This window comes from Pseudomonas sp. 3HC3, assembly GCF_044904505.1.
GTDB lineage: Bacteria > Pseudomonadota > Gammaproteobacteria > Pseudomonadales > Pseudomonadaceae > Aquipseudomonas > Aquipseudomonas putida_Y.
In genome coordinates this window covers 91,142-113,798 of the sequence record NZ_JADDRH010000013.1, presented here as the reverse complement: position 1 = coordinate 113,798, position 22,657 = coordinate 91,142, and the positions used below count along the sequence as shown (strand labels likewise).

Annotated in this window: 18 protein-coding genes and 4 tRNA genes; 19 read left to right on the top strand and 3 right to left on the bottom strand. The window is 62.8% G+C overall.

The features are described 5' to 3' along the window. Positions 1-13: 13 nt before the first annotated feature. From INQ47_RS17690 to INQ47_RS17600, 19 genes are all read left to right on the top strand, one after another. Positions 14-778 carry a class I SAM-dependent methyltransferase gene (locus INQ47_RS17690; protein ID WP_252458478.1) on the top strand — a complete coding sequence of 255 codons (765 nt, stop codon included), beginning with the start codon at positions 14-16 and terminating at the stop codon, positions 776-778. 54 nt (positions 779-832) lie between these two features. Then, a complete protein-coding gene (leuB, locus tag INQ47_RS17685; protein ID WP_003247194.1) occupies positions 833-1,915 on the top strand; it encodes a 3-isopropylmalate dehydrogenase in 1,083 nt (360 codons plus the stop codon). A 63-nt stretch (positions 1,916-1,978) separates the two neighbouring features. After that, positions 1,979-3,091, top strand: coding sequence for an aspartate-semialdehyde dehydrogenase (asd, locus tag INQ47_RS17680; protein WP_021784927.1), 1,113 nt, complete (start codon positions 1,979-1,981; stop codon positions 3,089-3,091). Positions 3,092-3,672: 581 nt separating this feature from the next. Further along, positions 3,673-4,677 carry an aspartate-semialdehyde dehydrogenase gene (locus INQ47_RS17675; RefSeq protein WP_404702224.1) on the top strand — a complete coding sequence of 335 codons (1,005 nt, stop codon included), beginning with the start codon at positions 3,673-3,675 and terminating at the stop codon, positions 4,675-4,677. A gap of 71 nt (positions 4,678-4,748) precedes the next feature. After that, a complete protein-coding gene (locus INQ47_RS17670; protein ID WP_404702223.1) occupies positions 4,749-7,478 on the top strand; it encodes a FimV/HubP family polar landmark protein in 2,730 nt (909 codons plus the stop codon). A 193-nt stretch (positions 7,479-7,671) separates the two neighbouring features. After that, entirely contained in the window at positions 7,672-8,532 is an 861-nt protein-coding gene (gene truA, locus INQ47_RS17665; protein WP_404702222.1) for a tRNA pseudouridine(38-40) synthase TruA, read from the top strand. A 61-nt stretch (positions 8,533-8,593) separates the two neighbouring features. Further along, complete coding sequence (locus INQ47_RS17660; RefSeq protein ID WP_021784488.1) at positions 8,594-9,214, top strand: phosphoribosylanthranilate isomerase; 621 nt, start codon at positions 8,594-8,596, stop codon at positions 9,212-9,214. A 223-nt stretch (positions 9,215-9,437) separates the two neighbouring features. Further along, a complete protein-coding gene (gene accD, locus INQ47_RS17655) occupies positions 9,438-10,331 on the top strand; it encodes an acetyl-CoA carboxylase, carboxyltransferase subunit beta (RefSeq protein WP_404702221.1) in 894 nt (297 codons plus the stop codon). Then, the gene (gene folC / locus INQ47_RS17650) at positions 10,331-11,638 is read left to right on the top strand and encodes a bifunctional tetrahydrofolate synthase/dihydrofolate synthase (RefSeq protein WP_404702220.1); all 1,308 of its coding nucleotides are present in this window, start codon (positions 10,331-10,333) and stop codon (positions 11,636-11,638) included. Before accD ends, folC begins: the two co-directional genes overlap by 1 nt. Continuing rightward, on the top strand, positions 11,622-12,266 hold the full coding sequence (locus INQ47_RS17645) for an SPOR domain-containing protein (RefSeq protein ID WP_404702219.1): 645 nt from the start codon (positions 11,622-11,624) through the stop codon (positions 12,264-12,266). Before folC ends, INQ47_RS17645 begins: the two co-directional genes overlap by 17 nt. A 197-nt stretch (positions 12,267-12,463) precedes the next feature. Next, positions 12,464-13,021: a CvpA family protein gene (locus INQ47_RS17640; RefSeq protein ID WP_021784492.1), complete on the top strand. Its 558-nt coding sequence runs from the start codon at positions 12,464-12,466 to the stop codon at positions 13,019-13,021. A 42-nt stretch (positions 13,022-13,063) separates the two neighbouring features. Continuing rightward, a complete protein-coding gene (gene purF, locus INQ47_RS17635; RefSeq protein ID WP_209964472.1) occupies positions 13,064-14,569 on the top strand; it encodes an amidophosphoribosyltransferase in 1,506 nt (501 codons plus the stop codon). A gap of 16 nt (positions 14,570-14,585) precedes the next feature. Beyond that, a complete protein-coding gene (locus INQ47_RS17630) occupies positions 14,586-15,797 on the top strand; it encodes an O-succinylhomoserine sulfhydrylase (protein WP_021784493.1) in 1,212 nt (403 codons plus the stop codon). After that, positions 15,794-16,567: an SDR family oxidoreductase gene (locus tag INQ47_RS17625; protein ID WP_252458552.1), complete on the top strand. Its 774-nt coding sequence runs from the start codon at positions 15,794-15,796 to the stop codon at positions 16,565-16,567. The genes INQ47_RS17630 and INQ47_RS17625 overlap by 4 nt, the downstream gene beginning before the upstream one ends. A gap of 155 nt (positions 16,568-16,722) precedes the next feature. After that, positions 16,723-16,798: transfer RNA gene (locus INQ47_RS17620), tRNA-Val, on the top strand. Positions 16,799-16,863: 65 nt separating this feature from the next. Further along, positions 16,864-16,940 (top strand) — tRNA-Asp (locus tag INQ47_RS17615). A gap of 99 nt (positions 16,941-17,039) precedes the next feature. Continuing rightward, positions 17,040-17,116 (top strand) — tRNA-Asp (locus INQ47_RS17610). Positions 17,117-17,257: 141 nt separating this feature from the next. Next, positions 17,258-17,334 (top strand) — tRNA-Asp (locus tag INQ47_RS17605). Between the two features lie 198 nt (positions 17,335-17,532). Continuing rightward, positions 17,533-18,357 carry a DUF2242 domain-containing protein gene (locus INQ47_RS17600; protein ID WP_404702218.1) on the top strand — a complete coding sequence of 275 codons (825 nt, stop codon included), beginning with the start codon at positions 17,533-17,535 and terminating at the stop codon, positions 18,355-18,357. A 290-nt stretch (positions 18,358-18,647) separates the two neighbouring features. Here INQ47_RS17600 and INQ47_RS17595 read toward each other — a convergent pair whose 3' ends face one another. The 3 genes from INQ47_RS17595 to INQ47_RS17585 all read right to left on the bottom strand — a co-directional run bounded on the left by INQ47_RS17595 (position 18,648) and on the right by INQ47_RS17585 (position 22,644). Beyond that, the gene (locus INQ47_RS17595) at positions 18,648-19,688 is read right to left on the bottom strand and encodes an AraC family transcriptional regulator (RefSeq protein WP_404702217.1); all 1,041 of its coding nucleotides are present in this window, start codon (positions 19,686-19,688) and stop codon (positions 18,648-18,650) included. 4 nt (positions 19,689-19,692) lie between these two features. Further along, on the bottom strand, positions 19,693-20,811 hold the full coding sequence (locus INQ47_RS17590; RefSeq protein WP_209969741.1) for a nitrilase-related carbon-nitrogen hydrolase: 1,119 nt from the start codon (positions 20,809-20,811) through the stop codon (positions 19,693-19,695). 189 nt (positions 20,812-21,000) lie between these two features. Then, positions 21,001-22,644 (bottom strand): TULIP family P47-like protein, encoded by a 1,644-nt coding sequence (locus INQ47_RS17585; RefSeq protein WP_103443912.1) that lies wholly within the window; start codon positions 22,642-22,644, stop codon positions 21,001-21,003. Positions 22,645-22,657: the final 13 nt, after the last annotated feature.

Below are 22,657 nucleotides of genomic sequence, written 5' to 3'. Positions count from 1 at the left end.
AAAGGAACGAGACATGACCAGCACCCAGCACACCGATGTGGTCCAACGCCAGTTCGGCGAACAGGCCAGCGCCTACCTCAGCAGCACCGTGCACGCCCAAGGCAGTGAATTCGCCCTGCTGCAGGCTGAGCTGGCAGGGCAGGCCCATGCCCGCGTGCTGGACCTGGGCTGCGGTGCCGGTCATGTCAGCTTTCACGTCGCCCCGCTGGTTACCGAAGTGGTCGCCTACGACCTCTCTCAATCCATGCTCGACGTGGTCGCCAGCGCCGCCGCCGAACGCGGCCTGGGCAATATCATTACCGAACGCGGCGCTGCCGAACGCCTGCCGTTCGCCGATGCTTCGTTCGACTTCGTCTTCAGCCGTTATTCGGCCCACCACTGGAGCGACCTGGGCCTGGCCCTGCGCGAAGTGCGCCGGGTCCTCAAGCCAGGTGGTGTGGCGGCGTTCATCGACGTGATGTCGCCGGGCAGCCCGCTGCTCGACACTTACCTGCAAACGGTCGAAGTGCTGCGCGACACCAGCCATGTGCGCGACTATTCCGCCGCCGAGTGGCAGCGGCAGGTCAGCGAGGCCGGCCTGCACGTGCGCAGCCACACCCGCCAACCGCTGCGCCTGGAGTGGAGCACCTGGGTTGAGCGTATGCGCACCCCCGAGCCGATGCGCGCGGCCATCCGCCAGTTGCAGCAAGCCATGGGCGAAGAAGTACGGCAGTATTACCAGATCGAGGCCGACGGCTCATTCAGCACGGATGTGCTGGTGTTGTGGGCCGAGCGTTAAGCACTTTTCGGTGGGGCCCGCTTGGCCGCACCGCGTGAATGGATAGAGGAAAGCATGAGCAAGCAGATTCTGATTCTCCCAGGTGACGGTATCGGCCCGGAAATCATGGCCGAAGCGGTCAAGGTACTGGAGCTGGCCAACGACAAGTTCCAGCTCGGCTTCAGCCTGGCGCACGACGTGATTGGTGGCGCCGCCATCGACAAGCACGGTGTGCCGCTGGCCGATGAAACCCTGGAGCGTGCGCGCAAGGCCGATGCGGTGCTGCTGGGGGCTGTGGGCGGGCCGAAGTGGGACAAGATCGAGCGAGACATTCGCCCGGAGCGCGGCCTGCTGAAGATCCGTTCGCAACTGGGCCTGTTCGCCAACCTGCGCCCTGCCATCCTTTACCCGCAACTGGCCGATGCCTCGTCGCTGAAGCCGGAAATCGTGTCGGGCCTGGACATTCTCATCGTCCGTGAGCTGACCGGCGGCATCTATTTCGGTGCCCCGCGCGGCCAGCGCGAGCTGGAAGGCGGCGAACGCCAGGCCTACGACACCCTGCCGTACAGCGAAAGCGAAGTGCGCCGCATTGCCCGTGTCGGCTTCGACATGGCCCGCGTGCGCGGCAAGAAGCTGTGCTCGGTGGACAAGGCCAACGTTCTGGCCTCCAGCCAGCTGTGGCGTGAAGTGGTCGAAGACGTGGCCAAGGACTACCCGGACGTGGAACTGAGCCACATGTACGTCGACAACGCTGCCATGCAGCTGGTGCGTGCACCCAAGCAGTTCGACGTGATGGTGACCGACAACATGTTCGGTGACATTCTGTCGGATGAAGCTTCCATGTTGACCGGTTCCATCGGCATGCTGCCTTCGGCGTCTCTGGATGCCGACAACAAGGGCATGTACGAGCCGTGCCACGGCTCGGCACCGGACATCGCAGGTCTTGGCATCGCCAACCCATTGGCGACCATTTTGTCGGTGTCGATGATGTTGCGTTACAGCTTCAATCAGTCGGCTGCCGCCGAGGCGATCGAGAAGGCCGTGAGCCTGGTTCTGGACCAGGGTCTGCGCACCGGCGACATCTTCTCGGAAGGCTGCCGCAAAGTTGGTACGCAGGAAATGGGCGACGCAGTAGTCGCAGCGCTGCGGAATCTGTAATCTCTCTGGCCCGCCCCCCAAAATTCCCGGTGGCGGCCCACTTTTAGCAAAGGTGTAGTTGCGATGAAACGTGTAGGTCTGATCGGTTGGCGCGGTATGGTCGGTTCCGTGCTCATGCAGCGGATGCTGGAGGAGCAGGATTTCGACCTTATCGAGCCGGTGTTCTTCACTACCTCCAATGTTGGTGGCCAGGGTCCGAACGTGGGCAAGGATACAGCGCCCCTCAAGGACGCTTATTCGATTGAAGAACTCAAGACCCTCGACGTGATCCTGACCTGCCAGGGCGGCGACTACACCAACGAGGTCTTCCCCAAGCTGCGTGAAGCCGGCTGGCAGGGTTACTGGATCGACGCCGCTTCGTCCCTGCGCATGCAGGATGACGCGGTGATCATCCTTGACCCGGTCAACCGCAAGGTCATCGACCAGCAGCTGGACGCCGGTACCAAGAACTACATCGGTGGCAACTGCACCGTCAGCCTGATGCTGATGGGCCTGGGTGGCCTGTTCGAGGCCGGTCTGGTCGAGTGGATGAGCGCCATGACCTACCAGGCGGCTTCGGGTGCCGGTGCGCAGAACATGCGCGAGCTGATCAAGCAGATGGGCGCTACCCACGCGGCAGTGGCCGATGACCTGGCCAACCCGGCCAGCGCCATCCTCGATATCGACCGCAAGGTTGCCGAGACCATGCGCAGCGAAGCGTTCCCGACCGAGAACTTCGGCGTGCCGCTGGCAGGCAGCCTGATCCCGTGGATCGACAAGGAACTGCCGAACGGTCAGAGCCGCGAAGAGTGGAAGGCCCAGGCCGAAACCAACAAGATCCTTGGCCGCTTCAAGAGCCCGATCCCGGTAGACGGCATCTGCGTGCGCATCGGCGCCATGCGCTGCCACAGCCAGGCGCTGACCATCAAGCTGAACAAGGACGTGCCGATCGCCGACATCGAAGGCATGATCAGCCAGCACAACCCTTGGGTGAAGCTGGTGCCGAACCAGCGTGAAATCAGCATGCAGGAGCTGAGCCCGACCAAGGTCACCGGCACCCTGAACATCCCGGTTGGCCGCCTGCGCAAGCTGAACATGGGTTCGCAGTACCTGGGCGCGTTCACCGTGGGTGACCAGCTACTGTGGGGCGCAGCCGAACCGCTTCGCCGCATGTTGCGGATTCTGCTGGAGCGTTGATCGTTCAGGCTTCACCTGAAAAATACCGCCCTGGTGACAGTGCGGTATTTTTTTATGCCTGAAGGTATGCATTTGGGTCGCGGGCCTAATCGCCGGATAAGTCATGCCGCTGTTTAATGGCGAAATGTCTGCTCTGACAGAGCCGTGCCGTTGCCGTTGCCGTTGCTTTTGCTTTTGCTTCTAAGTGCGCGGTAGTTCAGGCGACGCAGATTGCGACTTCAGGAGGCCGAGCGCAGGGCTTGCGGAGGGAGGTGACGGGCATGGATGCCCGTCAAGCGCTGGGCCCCAGGATGGGGCCTGCAGCGCGGTCCTCCCGGGAGCAAGCCCGGAGCGAGGGGACCCCGGAGCGCAGCGTAGGGGCCGGATGATGGGAGCCGACGGTTTTGGTTACTTTGGCCACGACCAAAGTAACCCGCCGTAAGGGCGGAAAGGTGACGATGCGCCACCTGCGCGAATGAATACCTACTCGGTGTGAGTGCCCACATCCAAGAAGCAATAGTCAACGCCGGGTGGGCACAGACAAAACCCTACAATCCGAGTAAAGTGCCGCCCCCGCCGTCTACAGCAAAAGGATCCCTTCCATGACACACCCTTTGGATATCGCCGTCGTCGGCGCCACCGGCAGCGTCGGTGAAGCCTTGGTGCAGATCCTCGAGGAACTGGCATTCCCGGTTGCCACCCTGCACCTGCTGGCCAGCATGGAATCGGCGGGCAGCAGCGTGATGTTCGCTGGCAAGAAACTGAAGGTGCGTGAAGTCGACAGCTTCGACTTCGCCCAGGTCAAGCTGGCCTTCTTCGCCACCGGCGCCGCCGTCAGCCGCAGCTTTGCCGGTAAGGCGCTACAGGCGGGCTGCACGGTGATCGATCTGTCCGGCGGCCTGGACGATGCCCTGGCCCTGGTGCCGGAAGCCAACGCCGAACGCCTGGCCAGCCTGTCGTTGCCAGCGCGCATCGTCAGCCCATGCTCGGCCGCAGTAGCCCTGGCCGTCGCGCTGGCGCCGCTCAAGAGCCTGCTCGACATCGAGCGGGTACAGGTGATGGCCGCGCTGGCGGTATCTGCGCAGGGCCGTGAAGCGGTCAGCGAACTGGCACGGCAAACCGCCGAACTGCTCAATGCCCGCCCGCTGGAGCCGCGCTTCTTCGACCGTCAGGTGGCGTTCAACCTGCTGGCCCAGGTCGGTGCTGCCGACGAGCAGGGCCATACCGCCCTGGAGCGCCGCCTGGTCAATGAACTGCGCGTGCTGCTGGGCCTGCCTGACATGAAGATTTCCGTGAGCTGTGTTCAAGTCCCGGTGTTTTTCGGCGATAGCTTCAGTGTGGCCGTGCAAAGCCGTCGCCCAGTAGACCTGGCAGCGGTCAACCAGGCTCTGGAGGCAGCTGACAGCGTCGAACGGGTGGAAAACGATGATTATCCGACCCCGGTAGGTGACGCAGTAGGCCAAGACGTGGTCTATGTTGGACGTATACGTCACGGTGTTGATGAAGACCAGCAACTCAACCTCTGGCTGACCACCGACAACGTGCGCAAAGGCGCCGCGCTCAATGCCGTGCAAGTGGCGCAATTGTTGATTAAACACATGCCGTAAAAGATACTGGCGAGCACTTTTGTCCTGCTCCGCATGCAGGTTTCGGGACGATTCATACAAGGGAAGAGGTCATGCTTCGAATTCGCAAACTGGTTCTGGCCATGGCTGCAGCATCCGCGCTGTCGTCTGGCATGGCGAATGCGCTGGGCCTGGGGGAGCTGACCCTGAAGTCGGCACAGAATCAGCCGCTGGACGCCGAGATCGAATTGCTCGACGTGCGCGACCTCAAAGCCACCGAAGTGGCGCCGAGCCTGGCGCCACCGGAAGAGTTCAGCAAGGCCGGGGTGGCGTTTCCGACCTACCTCGAAGACCTGACCTTCACACCGGTGATCAACCCCAACGGCAAAAGTGTGCTGCGCGTGACGTCCAGTCAGCCGCTGCCAGGTCCGGTGGTCAAGTTCCTGGTTCAGGTGATGTGGCCGCAGGGCCGCCTGCTGCGTGACTATAGCGTGCTGCTCGACCAGGCCAAGGCACAGGGCGACAAACCGGCAGCTGGCAATGTCACACCGGCCATGACCGGTGCCAGCAGCTACACCACCCAGCGTCGTGACACCTTGTGGCAGATTGCCGCGCGTAACACCCAGGGTGGTTCGATCCAGCAGACCATGATCGCGATCCAGGCTTTGAACCCGGACGCCTTCATCGGCAACAACATCAACCTGCTGAAGGTTGGCCAGGTACTGCGCTTGCCCGATCAGCAGCAGATCCAGAGCATCGCCCAAGGCGAGGCGAACCGCGAGGTGGCCGAGCAGTATGCCGCCTGGCGTGAAGGCCGTCGCCTGGGTCCACGTGCCCGCCAGCTGGATGCCACCCGTCGTGGCGCCGCCGAGGCTGCACCGTCGCGTATCGCCCAGGGCGACAACCTGCGTCTGGTCAGCCCGGGCAGCCAGGCCGATGCCGGCCAGGCCAAGGCGTTGAGTGACAAGCTGGCCATGGCCCAGGAAAGTCTGGACACCAGCCGTCGCGACAACGAAGAACTGAAAAGCCGCATGGCCGACCTGCAGAGCCAGCTGGACAAGCTGCAGCGCCTGATCGAGTTGAAGAACAGCCAGTTGGCACGCCTGGAAGGCCAGGGCTCAGCCACGTCGGCAGCGGCTGCCGCTACACCGGACCAGCCAGCGGACAAGCCGGCGCCTGCTGCTGCCGATACCGCACCCAAGCCTGTGCCGGCCGCTCAGCCTGCACCCGTCAGCCAGCCGAAGGGTACGCTCGACTCGGTCCTGGGCAACCCGTGGCTTTTGGGGGTGATTGCCGGTTCCAGCATCCTGGTGCTGGCACTGCTGCTGTGGCTGCTGGCGCGCAAGCGCAAAGCCCAGCAAGAAGCTGAGAAGCACCTGCGCATGGCGCGGGCGCTGGAAGAAGAGCAGGGCACAGGTTTCGACAGCGATACCGAGAGCTTCGACGGCGTCGAAGCCCCGGAGCCTGGCGTAACCCTGTCGCCGGCTGTGGTCGCCGCTTCGGCTGCAGCTGCCGTCGCTGCGGAAAAAGTGGCGGAACCGGTCGCCGAGCCCGAGCCTGAACCGCAAGCAGACCCGCACGCCGCGCTGCTGGCGCAAGTCGATCAATGCCTGGCCGAAGGCCGCCTGAATCGTGCCACCGACCTGCTGGAGCCCGCCGTGGCCGCCGCACCGGAGCGTGACGACCTGCGCCTTAAACTGATGGACATATACGCCCGTCAGGGTGATCAGAGCGCGTTTGCCGAACAGGAGCGCCAGTTGCCAGCCAGCGAGCAGAACGTTGCCGAAGTCGCCGGGCTGAAAGAGCGTTATCCAGCCATGCTCGGCCTGGCTGCTGCCGGCCTGGGTGCGGCGGCGCTGGCTGCCGAAATGGATGAGCAGTACGTGCAAGAGTTGCTGCACGATGAGCCCGAAGCGCCGGTGGTTGCCGATGTGGCGCCTGACGAGGTATCTGGGTTTGAGCAGCAAGTGGAGGCTGAGCCAGAGGCTGTCGCGCAAGCAGAGCCTGATGCAGAGCTGGATGCCTTCGATGAAGTGCCAACGCTCGATGCATCCGGCCTGGATGAGCAGGATCTGGACAGCACCTTCGACCTGAGCCTGGGTGAAGACCTGGCCGGTGAAGACCCGCTGGCCGCGTCCGTGCTGGACGAGCCGGTGGCACAGGTGGGGGTACCCGATGAGCTGGTAATCGCTGAACCTGTGCTGGATGAGCCCGGACAGGAAGAGGCTCAGCCAGAAGAGCCACCGTTTGCCGTGGATGCCGAGCTGCAAGCCGACGCCGACGCTGATTTCGAGGCCATGCTGGCGCAAGCCGAGCCTCAGCCTGCCGTGGACCTGTCTGATTTCGACCTCGACATCAGTGAACCTGTGGCTCCAGCCACTCCGGACACGGTGGAGCAGGGCCCGGTCGATGTCGCCGCCGAACTGGCTGCCTTCGACAGCGAGCCTGAGTTTGACCCGGTCTCCGAGTTTGACCTGCCATCGGACTTCGACTTGTCCCTGTCGCTGGACGACGATTCGCCGGCAGCCAAGAGCTTCGCCTCGGAGCTCAGTGACGTCAACGCCGAGCTGGACAAGCTGTCGCAGAGCCTCGAAACGCCTTCGTTGGAGCCGCACTTCACCAGCGAAGACGCGGTTGCGCAGCCAGAGCCCGAGCCCTTGGACGACTTGGACTTCGACTTTTTCTCCGGCAGTGACGAAGTCGCCACCAAGCTCGACCTGGCCCGTGCCTATATCGACATGGGCGATAGCCAGGGCGCGCGCGACATCCTCGATGAAGTGGTCAAGGATGGCGACGATAGCCAGCGTCAGGAAGCCGAGGACATGCTCTCCCGGCTGGTCTGATGCAAGCAGGGCAGGCCTCTTCGCGGGCTTGCCCGCTCCCACGGGATCCCCACAAATTTCGACCTTGTGAGTGACCTGTGTGGGCGGGCGCGCCCGCGAAGAGGCCCGCAAATGCAGTGCGCATCCACCGGCAGCCCTACAAGGCTGCCGTTGTCGTTATAATCCCCGCCATTCCGTACACCCCACAGGTTTCATGCTCTTGGACATCATCGACACCGCTACCGCCGAATCCGCGGCCGAAGGCTACTCCCGCATCGCCCTGGGCGTAGAATACAAAGGTGCGCGCTACCGCGGCTGGCAGCGCCAGGCCAGCGGCGTGCCGAGTGTCCAGCAAGCCCTGGAGCAAGCGCTGTCCAAGGTCGCCAACGAGCCGATTTCGGTGGTTTGCGCCGGGCGTACCGACGCCGGCGTTCACGGCTGCGGGCAGGTCGTGCACTTCGATACCCGTGCCGTGCGTGACGAGCGCGCCTGGACCATGGGCACCAACTTCAACCTGCCGCACGACATCAGCGTGGTCTGGTCGCGGCCAATGCCGGCCGACTTTCATGCCCGCTTCAAGGCCTGCGCGCGGCGCTACCGCTACGTGATCTACAACGACCCGATTCGCCCGGCGCACCTGGCCGAGGAAGTGACCTGGAACCATCGTCCGCTGGACGTCGATCGCATGGCCGAGGCCGCGCAGTTCCTGCTCGGTACCCACGACTTCAGCGCCTTCCGCGCCAGCCAGTGTCAGGCCAAATCACCCATCAAGCACATCTACCACCTGCGTGTTACCCGCCATGGCCAGATGATCGTGCTGGACGTGCGTGCCACCGCCTTCCTGCACCATATGGTGCGTAACATTGCCGGTGTGTTGATGGCCATCGGCGCCGGCGAGCGTCCGGTTACCTGGGCCCGCGAGGTGCTGGAAGGGCGCAACCGCCGTGAAGGTGGGGTAACGGCCCACCCATACGGGCTTTACCTGGTGCAGGTGGAGTACCCCGAAGCGTTTGCGTTGCCCAAGCGTTACATCGGCCCACACTTTTTGAGTGGTTACGAGGCGTTGGCAGACTGACGGGCGAAAAGCCATTTGCTAACATCCGCCCTTTCGCCGCAACAATCAGGGTTCGTGTTCCATGAGCAATGTTCGCAGCAAGATCTGCGGGATTACCCGCATCGAAGACGCACTGGCTGCTGCCGAAGCGGGTGCCGATGCCATCGGCTTCGTCTTCTATGCCAAGAGCCCGCGGGCAGTGGACGTGCGCCAGGCGCGGGCGATCATCGCCGAGTTGCCGCCATTCGTGACCACGGTCGGGTTGTTCGTCAATGCCTCACGTTGCGAGCTGAACGAGATCCTCGAAGTGGTTCCGCTGGACCTGCTACAGTTTCACGGCGATGAAACCCCGCAGGACTGTGAAGGCTACCACCGCCCCTGGATCAAGGCCCTGCGTGTGCGCCCTGGCGACGACCTGGAGGCCGCCTGCCGGCTTTACGCGGGTGCCCGCGGCATTTTGCTGGACACCTATGTGCCGGGCGTACCCGGGGGAACCGGTGAGGCGTTCGACTGGTCATTGGTACCGGCGCGTCTTGGCAAGCCGATCATCCTCGCGGGTGGGCTGTCGGCCGATAACGTTGGCCAGGCCATTGCACAGGTAAAGCCTTACGCGGTGGATGTCAGCGGTGGCGTCGAGCAGGCCAAGGGCATCAAGGATGCGGCGAAGATCGAGGCCTTCATGAAGGCGGTGAAACAGGCTTGATGGCAGATGTGACGGCTGGCTGCGCGCCATCGTCCATAGCTTTCGCAGCCCTGCTGGGCCGCCGCCAGTACCTGTGGCGGCAAGAAAATACATTAGCGGTGGAGTGGCGCGCTGGAAGCCCCGGTGGCCGGTCCACCATCGTTTCATAAAAGATTTTGAGCTCAAGGGCAGGGCAGGGACGGTGACGCTGTCCCCCCGCCTGCCAATACTGGAGAAAGAAAGCATGAGCAACTGGTTAGTCGACAAACTGATCCCTTCGATCATGCGCTCCGAGGTGAAGAAGAGCTCGGTGCCCGAGGGCCTGTGGCACAAGTGCCCGTCCTGCGAGGCCGTGCTGTATCGTCCGGAGCTGGAAAAGTCCCTGGATGTTTGCACCAAGTGCAATCACCACATGCGTATCGGCGCACGTGCGCGCATCGACATTTTCCTTGACGCTGAAGGCCGGGCCGAACTGGGTGCTGACCTGGAGCCGGTTGACCGCCTGAAGTTCCGTGATGGCAAGAAGTACAAGGACCGCCTGACCGCTGCGCAGAAGCAGACCGGCGAAAAGGACGCGCTGATCTCCATGAGCGGCACCCTGATGGGCATGCCGATCGTGGTGAGCGCCTTCGAGTTCTCGTTCATGGGCGGCTCCATGGGTGCCATTGTCGGCGAGCGCTTCGTACGCGCGGCCAACTATGCTCTGGAAAACCGCTGCCCAATGGTTTGCTTCTCCGCTTCGGGCGGTGCGCGCATGCAGGAGGCGCTGATTTCGCTGATGCAGATGGCCAAGACCTCGGCCGTGCTGGCGCGCCTGCGCGAAGAAGGCATCCCGTTCATCTCGGTCCTGACCGACCCGGTGTATGGCGGTGTTTCCGCCAGCCTGGCGATGCTCGGCGACGTCATCGTCGGTGAGCCGAAGGCCCTGATCGGCTTCGCCGGCCCACGCGTGATCGAGCAGACCGTACGCGAGAAGCTGCCTGAAGGCTTCCAGCGCAGCGAGTTCCTGCTGGAGCACGGTGCCATCGACCTGATCATCTCCCGTGGCGAATTGCGCCCGCGTCTGGCCCGCCTGCTGGCGCAGATGACCGGTCAGCAAACCCCGCAAGAAGCGCGTGAGGCGGCTGCCGTCGCGTGATGAAACAACGATCCCTGGGCGAATGGCTCGCCTACCTCGAGCAATTGCACCCCTCGGCCATCGACATGGGCCTGGAGCGGTCGCAGAAGGTGCTTGCCCGCTTGTCGCTGGGCAAGCTGGCGCCGCGCGTGGTGACGGTAACTGGCACCAACGGCAAGGGTTCGACCTGTGCCTTCGTGGCTTCGTTGCTGCGTGCCCAGGGGCTCAAGGTCGGTGTATACAGTTCGCCGCACCTGTTGCGTTACAACGAGCGGGTGATGATCGATGGCCAGGAGGCCAGCGATGAGCGCCTGTGCGAAGCCTTCGCCGCCGTCGAGGCGGCACGGGGCGATATTTCCCTGACCTACTTCGAGATGGGTACGTTGGCCGCGTTCTGGCTGTTCTACCAGTCGCAGCTGGATGCCGTGGTGCTCGAGGTGGGCCTTGGTGGCCGCCTGGATACCGTGAACGTAGTGGATGCCGACTTCGCCCTGGTGACCAGCATCGGTGTCGACCATGTTGATTACCTGGGGGATACCCGCGAACTGGTGGCCTTCGAGAAGGCTGGCATCTTCCGCCCGGGCAAGCCGGCCTTGTGCGGCGACCTGGATCCGCCCTGGCCGTTGCTGGACAAGGCCGCCGAACTGGCTGCGCCACTGTTCCTGCGCGGTCGGGAATTCGACCTGGCCAGCACCGATGGCTGCTGGAGCTGGCGTGGTACTGCGGCTGATGGCGCGCAGGTAGAGCTGCATGACCTGCCTTTGCTTGACCTGCCCATGGAAAACGCCACGCTGGCCTTGCAGGCTTACCTGCTGATGGGGCTGCCGTGGGACGCGGAGCAAGTTCGCCAGGCGCTGCTGGATACCCGTATCACTGGGCGTCTCGACCTCCGTAATTTGAACTGGCAGGGCAAACCGGTAGCGTTGCTGCTGGATGTCGGGCACAACCCGCATGCGGCGCAGTATCTGGCCAGGCGCCTGGCTGCCCGGCCGCTGAAGGGGCGCCGCCTCGCGGTATTTGGCCTGCTCGCCGACAAGGATCTGGAGGGCGTTATCGCGCCGCTGCAGGGCCTCATCGACGACTGGGCGGTGGCGCCACTGGATACCCCGCGCAGTCGCCCGGCCGCTGAGCTGGTCACGTCCTTGGCGAACCTCGGTGCCGCGGTGAAGTCTTATGCCAGCGTCGACGCCGCCCTTGAAGGGCAATGTGCGCAGGCGACGGCGGATGATCAGATCCTGCTGTTCGGTTCGTTTTTCTGTGTCGCCCAGGCGCTGGAATGGCTGGAGCGGCACGCCCAGGAGGGTGGAATAGATGGCTGTGCTGGATAAAGGGATGAAACAGCGCATGGTGGGTGCGCTGGTGCTGGTGGCGCTGGCGGTTATTTTCCTGCCGATGCTGTTTACCCGCGAGGACGAGATGCGCCAGGTGCACGTCGAAGCCCCGCAGGCACCGGCCATGCCCAGCCTGCCGGAAGTGAAGGTGGAGCCGGTTGCCGTGCCGGAGCCGCAGGTTATTCCGGAGGCGCCGCAGCAGGCGCCCGTGGTGATCGACGAGTCGACTGCCCCGGCCAGTACACCGAGCCAGCCAATCACTCCGTCGCCGCAGACCCAGGCGCAGGTCCAGCCGCCCAAGCCGCAGGCGTCCGCGCCCAAGGTAGAGGCCAAAACTGCTGCAACACCAGCGCCTGCCGCGCCATCGAAGATCGACGTCAATGGCCTGCCTGTCAGTTGGTCAATCCAGCTGGCCAGTCTGTCCAACCGCGCCGGTGCCGAGAAGCTGCAGCAAACCTTGCGTAGCCAGGGTTATAACGCCTATATCCGTACGGCGGGTGGCATGAACCGCGTGTACGTGGGGCCGTTGATCGAGCGCGCCGAGGCCGAGCGCGTGCGTGACGCGGTCAACCGTCAGAACAGCCTCAAGGGCTTTGTGGTGCGCTTCCAGCCCGAGCGCAGCTGATTCCCCGGGGCGGCCATGCCGCCCATTTGCGAGTTGGACCCGCTCTTACAGGTACCGCGTCGCTGCAAGGCGCACACAGAACCTGTGGGAGCGGGCTTAGCCGCGAATCGCCCAACACCAATCCAGCTGACATTCCGCTTACTCCCGGCCCGCCGCTCTGGTAAAATGCGCCGCCTCAAACGTCTGCAGGCAGCACCGTGGCATTTACCTTGGTTGATTGGGCGATCATCGCGATCATCGCCGTCTCCACATTGATCAGTCTCAAGCGCGGCTTCGTCAAGGAGGCCTTGTCCTTGCTCATCTGGATCATTGCCGGTGCGGTTGCCTGGATGTTCGGCGGTTCACTCTCGGTGTATCTTGAGAGCTATATCCAGACGCCATCGATGCGCGTCATCGCTGGCTGCGCCATTCTTTTCGTCGCCACCTTGCTGGTGGGGGCCATGGTCAACTTCCTTGTCGGTGAGCTGATCCGCGTGACCGGGCTGTCCGGCACCGATCGTTTCCTGGGCATGGCCTTCGGCGCAGCGCGCGGGGCCTTGCTGGTAGTGGTGGCCATAGGCCTGATCAGCCTGGGGCCGGTTCAACAAGACACCTGGTGGCAGGAATCACGCCTGATACCACAGTTTCTCTTGGTCGCCGACTGGTCGAAAAACCTGATTCTGGGTTTCACCGACCAATGGACGCCCAGTGGCCTGATCAGCACTCCGGCTGATCTTCCGTTCAAGGAACAGTTGCTCGGGCCGTCCAAGCCCTGAGCGCTATTCACTCAAGTTTCATCAAAGTAGGGGTTGCGTCGCATGTGTGGCATCGTCGGTATCGTCGGTAAGTCGAACGTCAATCAGGCGCTGTATGACGCGCTTACGGTCCTCCAGCACCGCGGCCAGGACGCTGCCGGTATCGTGACCAGCCATGACGGCCGGTTGTTCCTGCGCAAGGATAATGGCCTGGTGCGCGACGTGTTCCAGCAGCGCCACATGCAGCGCCTGGTAGGCAACATCGGCATCGGCCACGTGCGCTACCCGACTGCGGGCAGCTCGACCTCGGCCGAGGCCCAGCCGTTCTACGTCAACTCGCCTTACGGCATCACCCTGGCTCACAACGGCAACCTGACCAACGTCGAGCAGTTGGCCAAGGAGATCTACGAGTCCGACCTGCGTCACGTCAACACCAACTCCGACTCGGAAGTGCTGCTGAACGTGTTCGCCCATGAGCTGGCGGTGCGCGGCAAGCTGCAGCCGACCGAAGAAGACGTGTTCGCTGCGGTCTCCCATGTGCACAGCCGCTGCGTTGGCGGTTACGCCGTGGTGGCCATGATCACCGGCTACGGCATCGTCGGTTTCCGCGACCCCCATGGCATTCGCCCGGTGGTGTTCGGTCAGCGTCACACCGACGAAGGCGTGGAATACATGATCGCCTCGGAAAGTGTCGCCCTGGACGTGCTCGGCTTCACCCTGATCCGCGACCTGGCACCGGGCGAAGCGGTGTACATCACCGAAGAAGGCCAGCTGTTCACCAAGCAGTGCGCCGAAGCGCCAACGTTGCAGCCGTGCATCTTCGAGCACGTCTACCTGGCTCGCCCGGACTCGATCATCGATGGGGTTTCGGTGTACAAGGCGCGTCTGCGCATGGGTGAAAAGCTGGCCGACAAGATCATGCGCGAGCGCCCCGATCATGATATCGACGTGGTCATCCCGATCCCGGATACCAGTCGCACTGCCGCGCTGGAACTGGCCAACCGGCTGGGCGTCAAGTTCCGCGAGGGTTTCGTCAAAAACCGTTACATCGGCCGTACCTTCATCATGCCCGGTCAGGCCGCGCGCAAGAAGTCGGTGCGTCAGAAGCTCAACGCCATCGAGCTGGAGTTCCGCGGCAAGAATGTGATGCTGGTGGACGACTCGATCGTGCGCGGCACCACCTGCAAGCAGATCATCCAGATGGCCCGCGAAGCCGGCGCCAAGAATGTCTACTTCTGCTCCGCGGCCCCCGCAGTGCGCTACCCGAACGTCTACGGCATCGACATGCCGAGTGTTCACGAACTGATCGCCCACAACCGCACCACCGAACAGGTGGGTGAGTTGATTGGTGCCGATTGGCTGGTCTATCAGGACCTGCCAGACCTGATCGATTCGGTCGGCGGCGGCAAGATCAAGATCGAGCAGTTCGATTGCGCGGTATTCAACGGTGAGTACGTCACTGGCGATATCGACGAAGCCTACCTCGACCGCATCGAGCAGGCCCGTAATGACCTGGCCAAGGTCAAGAACCAGGCCGTCAGCGCGATCATCGACCTTTACAACAACTGATTTTGGGAGCGACGGCATGACGGATCAATGGGATGCCGGGCGACTGGACAGTGACCTCGAGGGTGTCGGTTTCGACACCCTGGCGGTACGCGCTGGCCAAAACCGTACCCCGGAAGGCGAGCACAGCGAAGCGCTGTTCCTGACCTCCAGCTATGTGTTCCGCACGGCAGCCGATGCTGCTGCGCGCTTTGCCGGTGAAACACCGGGCAACGTCTACTCGCGCTACACCAACCCGTCGGTGCGTGCCTTCGAGGAGCGCCTGGCGGCCATGGAAGGGGCCGAGCAGGCCGTGGGTACGTCCACCGGCATGGCGGCGCTCCTGGCCGTGGTCATGTCGCTGTGCAGCGCCGGTGACCATGTGCTGGTGTCGCAGAGCGTATTCGGCTCCACCATCAGCCTGTTCGAGAAGTACTTCAAACGCTTTGGCGTACAAGTGGACTACGTGCCACTGGTCGACCTCACCGGTTGGGAAAAGGCCATCAAGGCCAACACCAAACTGCTGATCGTCGAGTCGCCATCCAACCCGCTGGCCGAGTTGGTCGATATCACTGCGCTCAGCGAAATCGCCCATGCCCATGGTGCCATGCTGGTGGTGGACAACTGTTTCAGTACCCCGGCGTTGCAGCAGCCGCTGAAGCTGGGTGCCGACATTGTGTTCCACTCGGCCACCAAGTTCATCGACGGCCAGGGCCGCTGCATGGGCGGTGTGGTGGCCGGCCGTACCGAGCAAATGAAAGAAGTGGTCGGTTTCCTGCGTACCGCAGGTCCAACCCTCAGCCCGTTCAACGCCTGGATCTTCACCAAGGGCCTGGAAACGCTGCGCCTGCGTATGCGTGCACACTGCGAAAGCGCTCAGGCCCTGGCCGAATGGCTGGAGCAGCAGGACGGCGTGGAGAAGGTGCATTACGCCGGCCTGCCTAGCCACCCGCAGCACGAACTGGCCAAGCGCCAGATGAGCGGTTTTGGTGCAGTGGTCAGCTTTGAGGTCAAGGGTGGCAAAGAGGGCGCGTGGCGTTTCATCGACGCTACCCGAGTGATTTCCATCACGACCAACCTGGGTGACAGCAAAACCACCATCGCTCATCCGGCGACCACCTCACACGGTCGTCTGTCGCCGCAGGAGCGTGAAGCGGCGGGTATCCGCGATAGCCTGATCCGCGTTGCCGTGGGCCTGGAAGACGTGGCCGACCTGCAGGCTGACCTGGCGCGTGGGCTGGCAGCATTGTGATCGAAATCAGCGGCAGTACCCCGGGCCACAATGGCCGGGTAGCCTTGGTCACAGGTGCCGCTCGCGGCATCGGTCTGGGCATTGCCGCATGGCTGATCTGCGAAGGCTGGCAGGTGGTGCTGAGTGATCTGGACCGCCAGCGTGGCACCAAAGTGGCCAAGGCGCTGGGCGACAACGCCTGGTTCATCACCATGGACGTTGCCGACGAGGCCCAGGTCAGTGCCGGAGTGTCCGAAGTGCTGGGGCAGTTCGGCCGGCTGGACGCGCTGGTGTGCAATGCGGCCATTGCCAACCCGCACAACCAGACGCTGGAAAGCCTGAGCCTGGCACAATGGAACCGGGTGCTGGCGGTCAACCTCAGTGGGCCCATGCTACTGGCCAAGCATTGTGCGCCGTATCTGCGTGCGCACAACGGGGCGATCGTCAACCTGACCTCTACCCGTGCTCGGCAGTCCGAACCGGACACCGAGGCTTACGCGGCAAGCAAGGGCGGCCTGGTGGCTTTGACCCATGCCCTGGCCATGAGCCTGGGCCCGGAGATTCGCGTCAATGCGGTGAGCCCGGGCTGGATCGATGCCCGTGATTCGTCGCAGCGCCGTGCCGAGCCACTGAGCGAAGCTGACCATGCCCAACACCCAACGGGCAGGGTAGGGACTGTGGAAGATGTAGCGGCCATGGTTGCCTGGTTGCTGTCACGCCAGGCGGCATTTGTCACCGGCCAGGAGTTTGTGGTCGATGGCGGCATGACCCGCAAGATGATCTATACCTGAGCACCTTGTTTAATCTGCGTCTGTCTCTTCGCGGGTACAGGCAATCACAGCACGTTGCCTTTTTGAAAAAAATTCAATGGGGCTATTGACTTAGCTTCGCCACCTGCGTAAATTTCGCGGCCTCAGCGAAGCAAACGCAACAAGCAACATCGCGAGGGTGATTAGCTCAGCCGGGAGAGCATCTGCCTTACAAGCAGAGGGTCGGCGGTTCGATCCCGTCATCACCCACCACTTCCTGAGATGTTCCTGGAGCATCGGATTCGCAAGAAGCCGATAGCCAGAGAGGAACGCACTGCGCAGCGGTAGTTCAGTCGGTTAGAATACCGGCCTGTCACGCCGGGGGTCGCGGGTTCGAGTCCCGTCCGCTGCGCCATTTTTCAGTAACAGATGGGTGAATTGCACCGGTCTGAAGCCACAAGGCGAACGCCTTGGGCTGATCCCAGTTTCAATCGGGCGCAAGCCTGAACGATACGCAGCGGTAGTTCAGTCGGTTAGAATACCGGCCTGTCACGCCGGGGGTCGCGGGTTCGAGTCCCGTCCGCTGCGCCATCTTCGTTTCAAGGTCCCTAGAACGCCTTGAAGCAAACACAAAAGAAGCGATCACGTTATCGCTTTTTTTGTGCCTGCCCTGAGGCCATTGCGCCGGAAGGGTAGACCCAGTTTTCAAACGGGCGAAAGCCTGAATGATACGCAGCGGTAGTTCAGTCGGTTAGAATACCGGCCTGTCACGCCGGGGGTCGCGGGTTCGAGTCCCGTCCGCTGCGCCATCTTCGCTTCAAGGCCCCATGAACGCCTTGAAGCAACGTTAAAGCGACCTTCGGGTCGCTTTTTTCGTTGGTGCACCTGGCAAATGCCGGCCTTTGCCAGGCTTTACACCAACCTGACAGATTCTTCACCGACCAGCGGTTCCTGTGCCTGCCTGCTGTGTTGCACAATAGGCACTTTCCATATACCCGGAATTCGCAATGACCAGATCTTCCGTCTTTGGTGCGCTCGGGCTGGCCCTGGTGCTGGCGGGCGTGACCGGTTGTTCCTCGAAAAAAGCGGCCGTCTACGAGCACGAGAACTTCGATGACTCGGGCACCTTCTCGCGCAGCTTCCCGGTGAGCGATGCCGGCTCTTGCGAAGCCGCCCGGCGTGCTTTGCTCAGCCAGGGGTACATCATCACCAGCAGCGGCGCCAACCAGGTGGTGGGTAACAAGAGCTTTCAGCAAAACAGCGAGAACCACCTGCAGATCAGCTTCAATGTCACCTGTGCACCGGACGTGAGCGACGACCAGCACTCGACCATGTTCGCCAACGCCCTGCAGGACCGCTATGCGCTGAAAAAGTCCAACACCTCGGCCAGCCTGGGCGTGGGGGTGCTGGGTTCGGTGTCGATGCCGATCGGCTCCAGTGACGACTCGATGGTCAAGGTAGCCAGTGAGACGGTGACTGCGGCGCAGTTCTATGACCGCTATTTCGCCTTGGTGGAGAGTTACCTGCCCAAGCCGAAAAAAGTGAGCAAGGCCAAAGTTGAAGAGCCAGCGCCGAAGCTTGAAAAACCGGCGGTTGACCTCGGGCTTCCGGAGCAGGCGGCGGCGAACCCGGTGGCCCCGGCCCCGGCAGCTGCACCGTTGGTTGAGGCGACGCCTGCACCTGCGGGGGTAGCCCCGGCCAGCGAGGCGGCAGCGGCGCCGGTGGTGGATGACAGCCAGGGTTCGCAGCCGGTGGCCCCGCCGGCCGAAGCTGCACCCATTCAGGTGCAGCAGGATGCCCAGCCGGCCGAGGCCGCCGCCCCCTCCCTTTGATGGGTCGCCTGAACCGGCCTTTTCGCCGGCAGCCCGCGAAAGGGCCGGTTCAGGCTGTAAACATCCCCTGTTACAGACGCCCCGCGATAACTTCCTGAACACCTGCTACGTTTACCTCTTATAAGCTTGTCATCATCCCTTCATCCCACCTGCTTAGGCTGAAGGCGATACCTACAAAGGCAAAATGAGCAAAGAGGACGCAGGGCAATGGACGAATACCAGGAAGAACTACTCGAAACCCAAGCTTACGAACTGGACACCCCGGAACCGGCCGACGACGCCACCGAACTCTAGCCCGGCTGCCGCTGGCTGCGGCGGAACTCCCCCGGCGTGAGGCCCGTCCAGCGCTTGAATGCGCGCTGGAAGGCCTCGGCCGAAGCAAACCCCAACAGATAGGCAATCTCGCCAAAGGCCAGCGCCGTGTCACGGATGTAGGTCTCGGCCAGGTCGCGCCGGGTTTCGTTGAGCAGGTCGCGAAAACGCGTGCCTTCCTCGGCGAGCTTGCGGCGCAAGGTCCAGCTTGGCAGCTGCAAGTGCAGCGCCACTTCTTCCAGGTTCGGTTCACGGCCGCCATTGAGCAGCGGGCCCAGCAGGTGAGTAATGCGCTCACCCAGGCTGCGCACCCGCGTGCGCTGCAGCAACTCTGCTTCGCACAGCTGCAACAGGTGCTGCCAGGTACTCGGGCAATGCCCGGGGTTGGCCAGTTGCAAGGTGGCGCGGCTCAGGCGCAGCTGATTGCCGTCGGTGGCGAACTGCACAGGTGTGCTGCAGAGCGGTTGATAGCGCGCGGCATAGGAGGGCGCGGCAAACTCGATCTCCAGGCGTTCGGCCTGCACCGGGGTGCCGGCAAGCTCGGCCAATTGGGCCAGCCACCCGGCCAGCAGTGAGTCGACCACAAAGCGGTTGTAGTCGTTATACGGGCTGATGGAGTAGAAACGCAGCCAGGCGCCCTGGTCATCTTCCTGAAAGCTGGAATGGCCACGGTAGTTGGCCGCGTAAAGCGGCTCGAAACGCAGCAGGGTGCGCGCGGCCTCGCCGAGAGTGGGGGCCTGGGCCGCAGTGACCCCGGCCAGACCTGTATGTGCCAACCGGCTCAGGCGCCCTATGCGCAGACCTAAAGCGGCCTCACCGCTCATTTCGATAGCGGCGTGGCCCAGGTGCATGTAGCGGGGGATGGACAGGCGTGCGCCGGCCTCGCTCAGGCGTGTCGTGTCCAGGCCGTAGCGCCGCAGCAATGGTTCAGGGTCGTGGCCCAGTTCGCGCAGGGCTTCGCTCAAAGGCTGGACAAAACCAACCGACAGTTCGCCCAGGCGCACGCGGGGGCGGGCCATGGGCTTACAGCCACACATTCAGCAGGCGGGCACCCGGGCTGGGGGGGGCGGCGAGCAACGCTCCCGACTGGTGAGCAAAGCCTTGGCCATCGCTGCCCTGTTCCCAGAACTGCCCGCGCATGAACACGCTCATGCTGCTGATGCCGGCTCCAGCCACTTCGGTCAGGCGTTGCCAGGCCGCCTGTTCACTGACTTCGCCGCGCTGCAAGGCCAGCCCGGCGCTGGCATCCTGGTGGCGATTTCCCCGCCAGGGTGCTTGCCAGCTGCCCTTGCCACTGAGAAACGCCGGGTTGGCGACCAGTTGTACGGCTTGTTCAGTCAGTTGCTGGTGGTTGTCCGGGTACCAGCTGTCACTGCCCACCAGCACCCCCAGGCGCCCGGCCGGGGTCTGCACGACCTGCAGCGGGTGCTGGCGGCCGTCGTGGATGTAGCGGCGCATTTCACTGTCGGGATATTGCTGACGCTGCGGCTCGCCCAGCAGCGAGCCATCGCCGGCAAACACCACACTGCTGTTGAACAGTGGGCCACGGCCGGCATGCAGCACGCCCTGTTTCACATAGGGTTCGGGCAGCACGATCGAGCCGGCCACCAGGGTGACGCCAAATTCCTTTGCCAGGCTGCCAAACAGTTGCTGGTAGTCTGTGGCCATCTGTTCGGCCTTCATGCGCAAGTGCGCATCGGCACGCCAGTCGTCGCCCTCAGCGCCAAGAACCGCGAGGCCATAGCGAAGCGGGTTGCTCAGTTCCAGCCATTGCAGGGCCTCGCGGCTGTGGCTGACCTGGTACAGCTCGTTCTTCTCACCACGCGCCCACAGCCAGGTACCGATATGCTCCGGCAGTACCACCACGGTGCGCGGCCCCACCAGCCCCTGGGCACGGGCTTGCTCCAGATAAGCGGCGAGCTTGCGGTGCAAGCGCTGCAAGTTCTGATAGTCGCCTGGGAACAGCAGTGGTTCGACACCGAGCAGGTTGCCGTGCTCGCCCGGTACGCCATGGTTAAGCGCCAGTTCGATGCGCAGGTCGGACAGGTAGTGGCCTTCCGGGCGCTGTTGGGTCCAGAAACCGTAGCCGCAGACGGCGGCGATCATCACCAGCGCCAGGGCGCTTGCCAGGAGTTTTCGCATCAAGCGTGGGTATTCGCTAAAAGTGGAGTGGCCATGCGGAGCGATGAAGCCGCAATCTCGCGCCTTTTGATCGGTCTGAGCAGCGCACTGCATTGATCCATGCACAATCGACTTTTGATCATACCAAAGGAATGGCGATGGGCGTGCAACGAACCCCGGGCGTTGAGGCCCGGGGTTGTGTAGGCAAGGTCAGGCGGCCAGCGTCGCCAGGGCGAGGCGTTTGTCCTGGATGCAGAACTTTTCGAGCAACTTGAGCGAGCCACCGAATATCAGCGCACCGGAGTAGGTGATGTCGGTCAGGACAAAGGCATCCGGTTCACTGAATGGCCATTTGACCTGGTTCGCCGCCACTTTGACCATGGGCGCTATGGACGGAATGTTGTTGGTTACCCCACCCGCCACCACGCGCTCGATGATCACGTGGATGACGATGCTGACAATGGCCACCACCAACGCTGCGATGATGCCGACGATCAACGCCATCACCTTGCCGCCCACACCACCAGCCACCGCAGTGGCCACGGCGGCAATCGCGCCTAGAATGGCTTCGGTGACGACCACCCAGGTGGCGATGTCTGTCGTGTTTTGGACATCCGGGTCTCCGACCATGGCATATACCATCACCTGTTCGCCCTTGTCGTTGACGCCCAGTTGTAGCGTCTGCTTGGTGACGATGCGGGTATAGGCCACGATACCGGGTGAGATGTCGGTGCGTACCTTGCATTCGGTACGGATATAAGACTCGTCGAAGTTGATATCGAACTTTTCGGCCACGGGATGATAGGTGATGGCCCCAAACTTGACGCTGTCGAGCTTCAGGTCGTTGGCAGTGATGGATGTGCCCGCCGCATCCAGGGTGAAGTTGGCCTCGGTGGTACCCTCGAAGATGAACGGCAATGCCGCCAGCAACTGGTACTTGACGAAGATCTCCCGGCTGATGAGGAAGTTGGCATTGTTGTCCGCAGCCAGCATCACGGCAGGCAACTGGTTCGGCAACCCCGTGGAGTCACGCTCGTTGGTCATGGCCAGCACCCCGAAGATGCTGCTTTCCTCACTGTTCTTGTCGGTATAGGCATAGCTCATGGAGGTGGCCCGCAGCCATTTGAATTCCTCGCTTTCCTTGCCCATGTTGTTGATCAGTACGGTACTGAACAGGGTGTCGAACTTCTTCAGGTTCTCGGGCTGGTTCAGCCAGTCTTCGAGTACGCCGCGCATCACGCTCTGGTCAATGCCGCTCAAGACGTTGTTCGGGTCCCTCAGGGCAATCACCGCAGCGATCGGGTCATCCGGGTCCGTTGCCTGGGTGTTGACTTGCAGTTCATACGTGCCGTCTGAAGCCGATACTGGATTGGGCGCCGGGAAGTAGCTGAGCTTGACGTAGACATCCGCAGACATCCCCTGGACCTGGTAGGTTTTGCCGTTCAGGCCTTTGTATGTCCCTGAGCCGAAGGGGATGCGTACCTTGACGTTGCGTCCGTCGCCGCCGGTGGTAATCGACCAGGCGTCGAAGTCTGCCTTGAGCGAGAAGCTGTCGACCCCGGCGTCGATGTTGGCGGGGTAGGTTTTTTCCAGGGCGATGCGCTGGTTGAGCGCAGAGACCCGGCAGATGCTCACGGTATCCCAGCCATTGGTCGTGACCGTACTGGCCAGCGTTCCGGCATTGGTCAGTAGCTGCGCGGCGCGCAAGGTGTCTTCGGAACTGTGTACAAGCGCCGCGTTGCGGTACAGCGGCGATTCGCGCAGGGTCTGGCGCGCGGTTTCATTGAGGTGATCGAGGCGTAGCGAGATGGGCTGGGCAAACCCGGCCAGCATGACCTTGCTTTCATTGCTCATGATACGGCTCCTT

Excerpts from the sequence above, each read along its gene's own strand:
- INQ47_RS17690 (WP_252458478.1), top strand. The coding sequence starts at position 14 with ATGACCAGCACCCAGCACACCGATGTGGTCCAACGCCAGTTCGGCGAA.
- leuB (WP_003247194.1), top strand. The coding sequence starts at position 833 with ATGAGCAAGCAGATTCTGATTCTCCCAGGTGACGGTATCGGCCCGGAA.
- asd (WP_021784927.1), top strand. The coding sequence starts at position 1,979 with ATGAAACGTGTAGGTCTGATCGGTTGGCGCGGTATGGTCGGTTCCGTG.
- INQ47_RS17675 (WP_404702224.1), top strand. The coding sequence starts at position 3,673 with ATGACACACCCTTTGGATATCGCCGTCGTCGGCGCCACCGGCAGCGTC.
- INQ47_RS17670 (WP_404702223.1), top strand. The coding sequence starts at position 4,749 with ATGCTTCGAATTCGCAAACTGGTTCTGGCCATGGCTGCAGCATCCGCG.
- truA (WP_404702222.1), top strand. The coding sequence starts at position 7,672 with ATGCTCTTGGACATCATCGACACCGCTACCGCCGAATCCGCGGCCGAA.
- INQ47_RS17660 (WP_021784488.1), top strand. The coding sequence starts at position 8,594 with ATGAGCAATGTTCGCAGCAAGATCTGCGGGATTACCCGCATCGAAGAC.
- accD (WP_404702221.1), top strand. The coding sequence starts at position 9,438 with ATGAGCAACTGGTTAGTCGACAAACTGATCCCTTCGATCATGCGCTCC.
- folC (WP_404702220.1), top strand. The coding sequence starts at position 10,331 with ATGAAACAACGATCCCTGGGCGAATGGCTCGCCTACCTCGAGCAATTG.
- INQ47_RS17645 (WP_404702219.1), top strand. The coding sequence starts at position 11,622 with ATGGCTGTGCTGGATAAAGGGATGAAACAGCGCATGGTGGGTGCGCTG.
- purF (WP_209964472.1), top strand. The coding sequence starts at position 13,064 with ATGTGTGGCATCGTCGGTATCGTCGGTAAGTCGAACGTCAATCAGGCG.
- INQ47_RS17630 (WP_021784493.1), top strand. The coding sequence starts at position 14,586 with ATGACGGATCAATGGGATGCCGGGCGACTGGACAGTGACCTCGAGGGT.
- INQ47_RS17600 (WP_404702218.1), top strand. The coding sequence starts at position 17,533 with ATGACCAGATCTTCCGTCTTTGGTGCGCTCGGGCTGGCCCTGGTGCTG.
- INQ47_RS17595 (WP_404702217.1), bottom strand. The coding sequence starts at position 19,688 with ATGGCCCGCCCCCGCGTGCGCCTGGGCGAACTGTCGGTTGGTTTTGTC.
- INQ47_RS17590 (WP_209969741.1), bottom strand. The coding sequence starts at position 20,811 with ATGCGAAAACTCCTGGCAAGCGCCCTGGCGCTGGTGATGATCGCCGCC.
- INQ47_RS17585 (WP_103443912.1), bottom strand. The coding sequence starts at position 22,644 with ATGAGCAATGAAAGCAAGGTCATGCTGGCCGGGTTTGCCCAGCCCATC.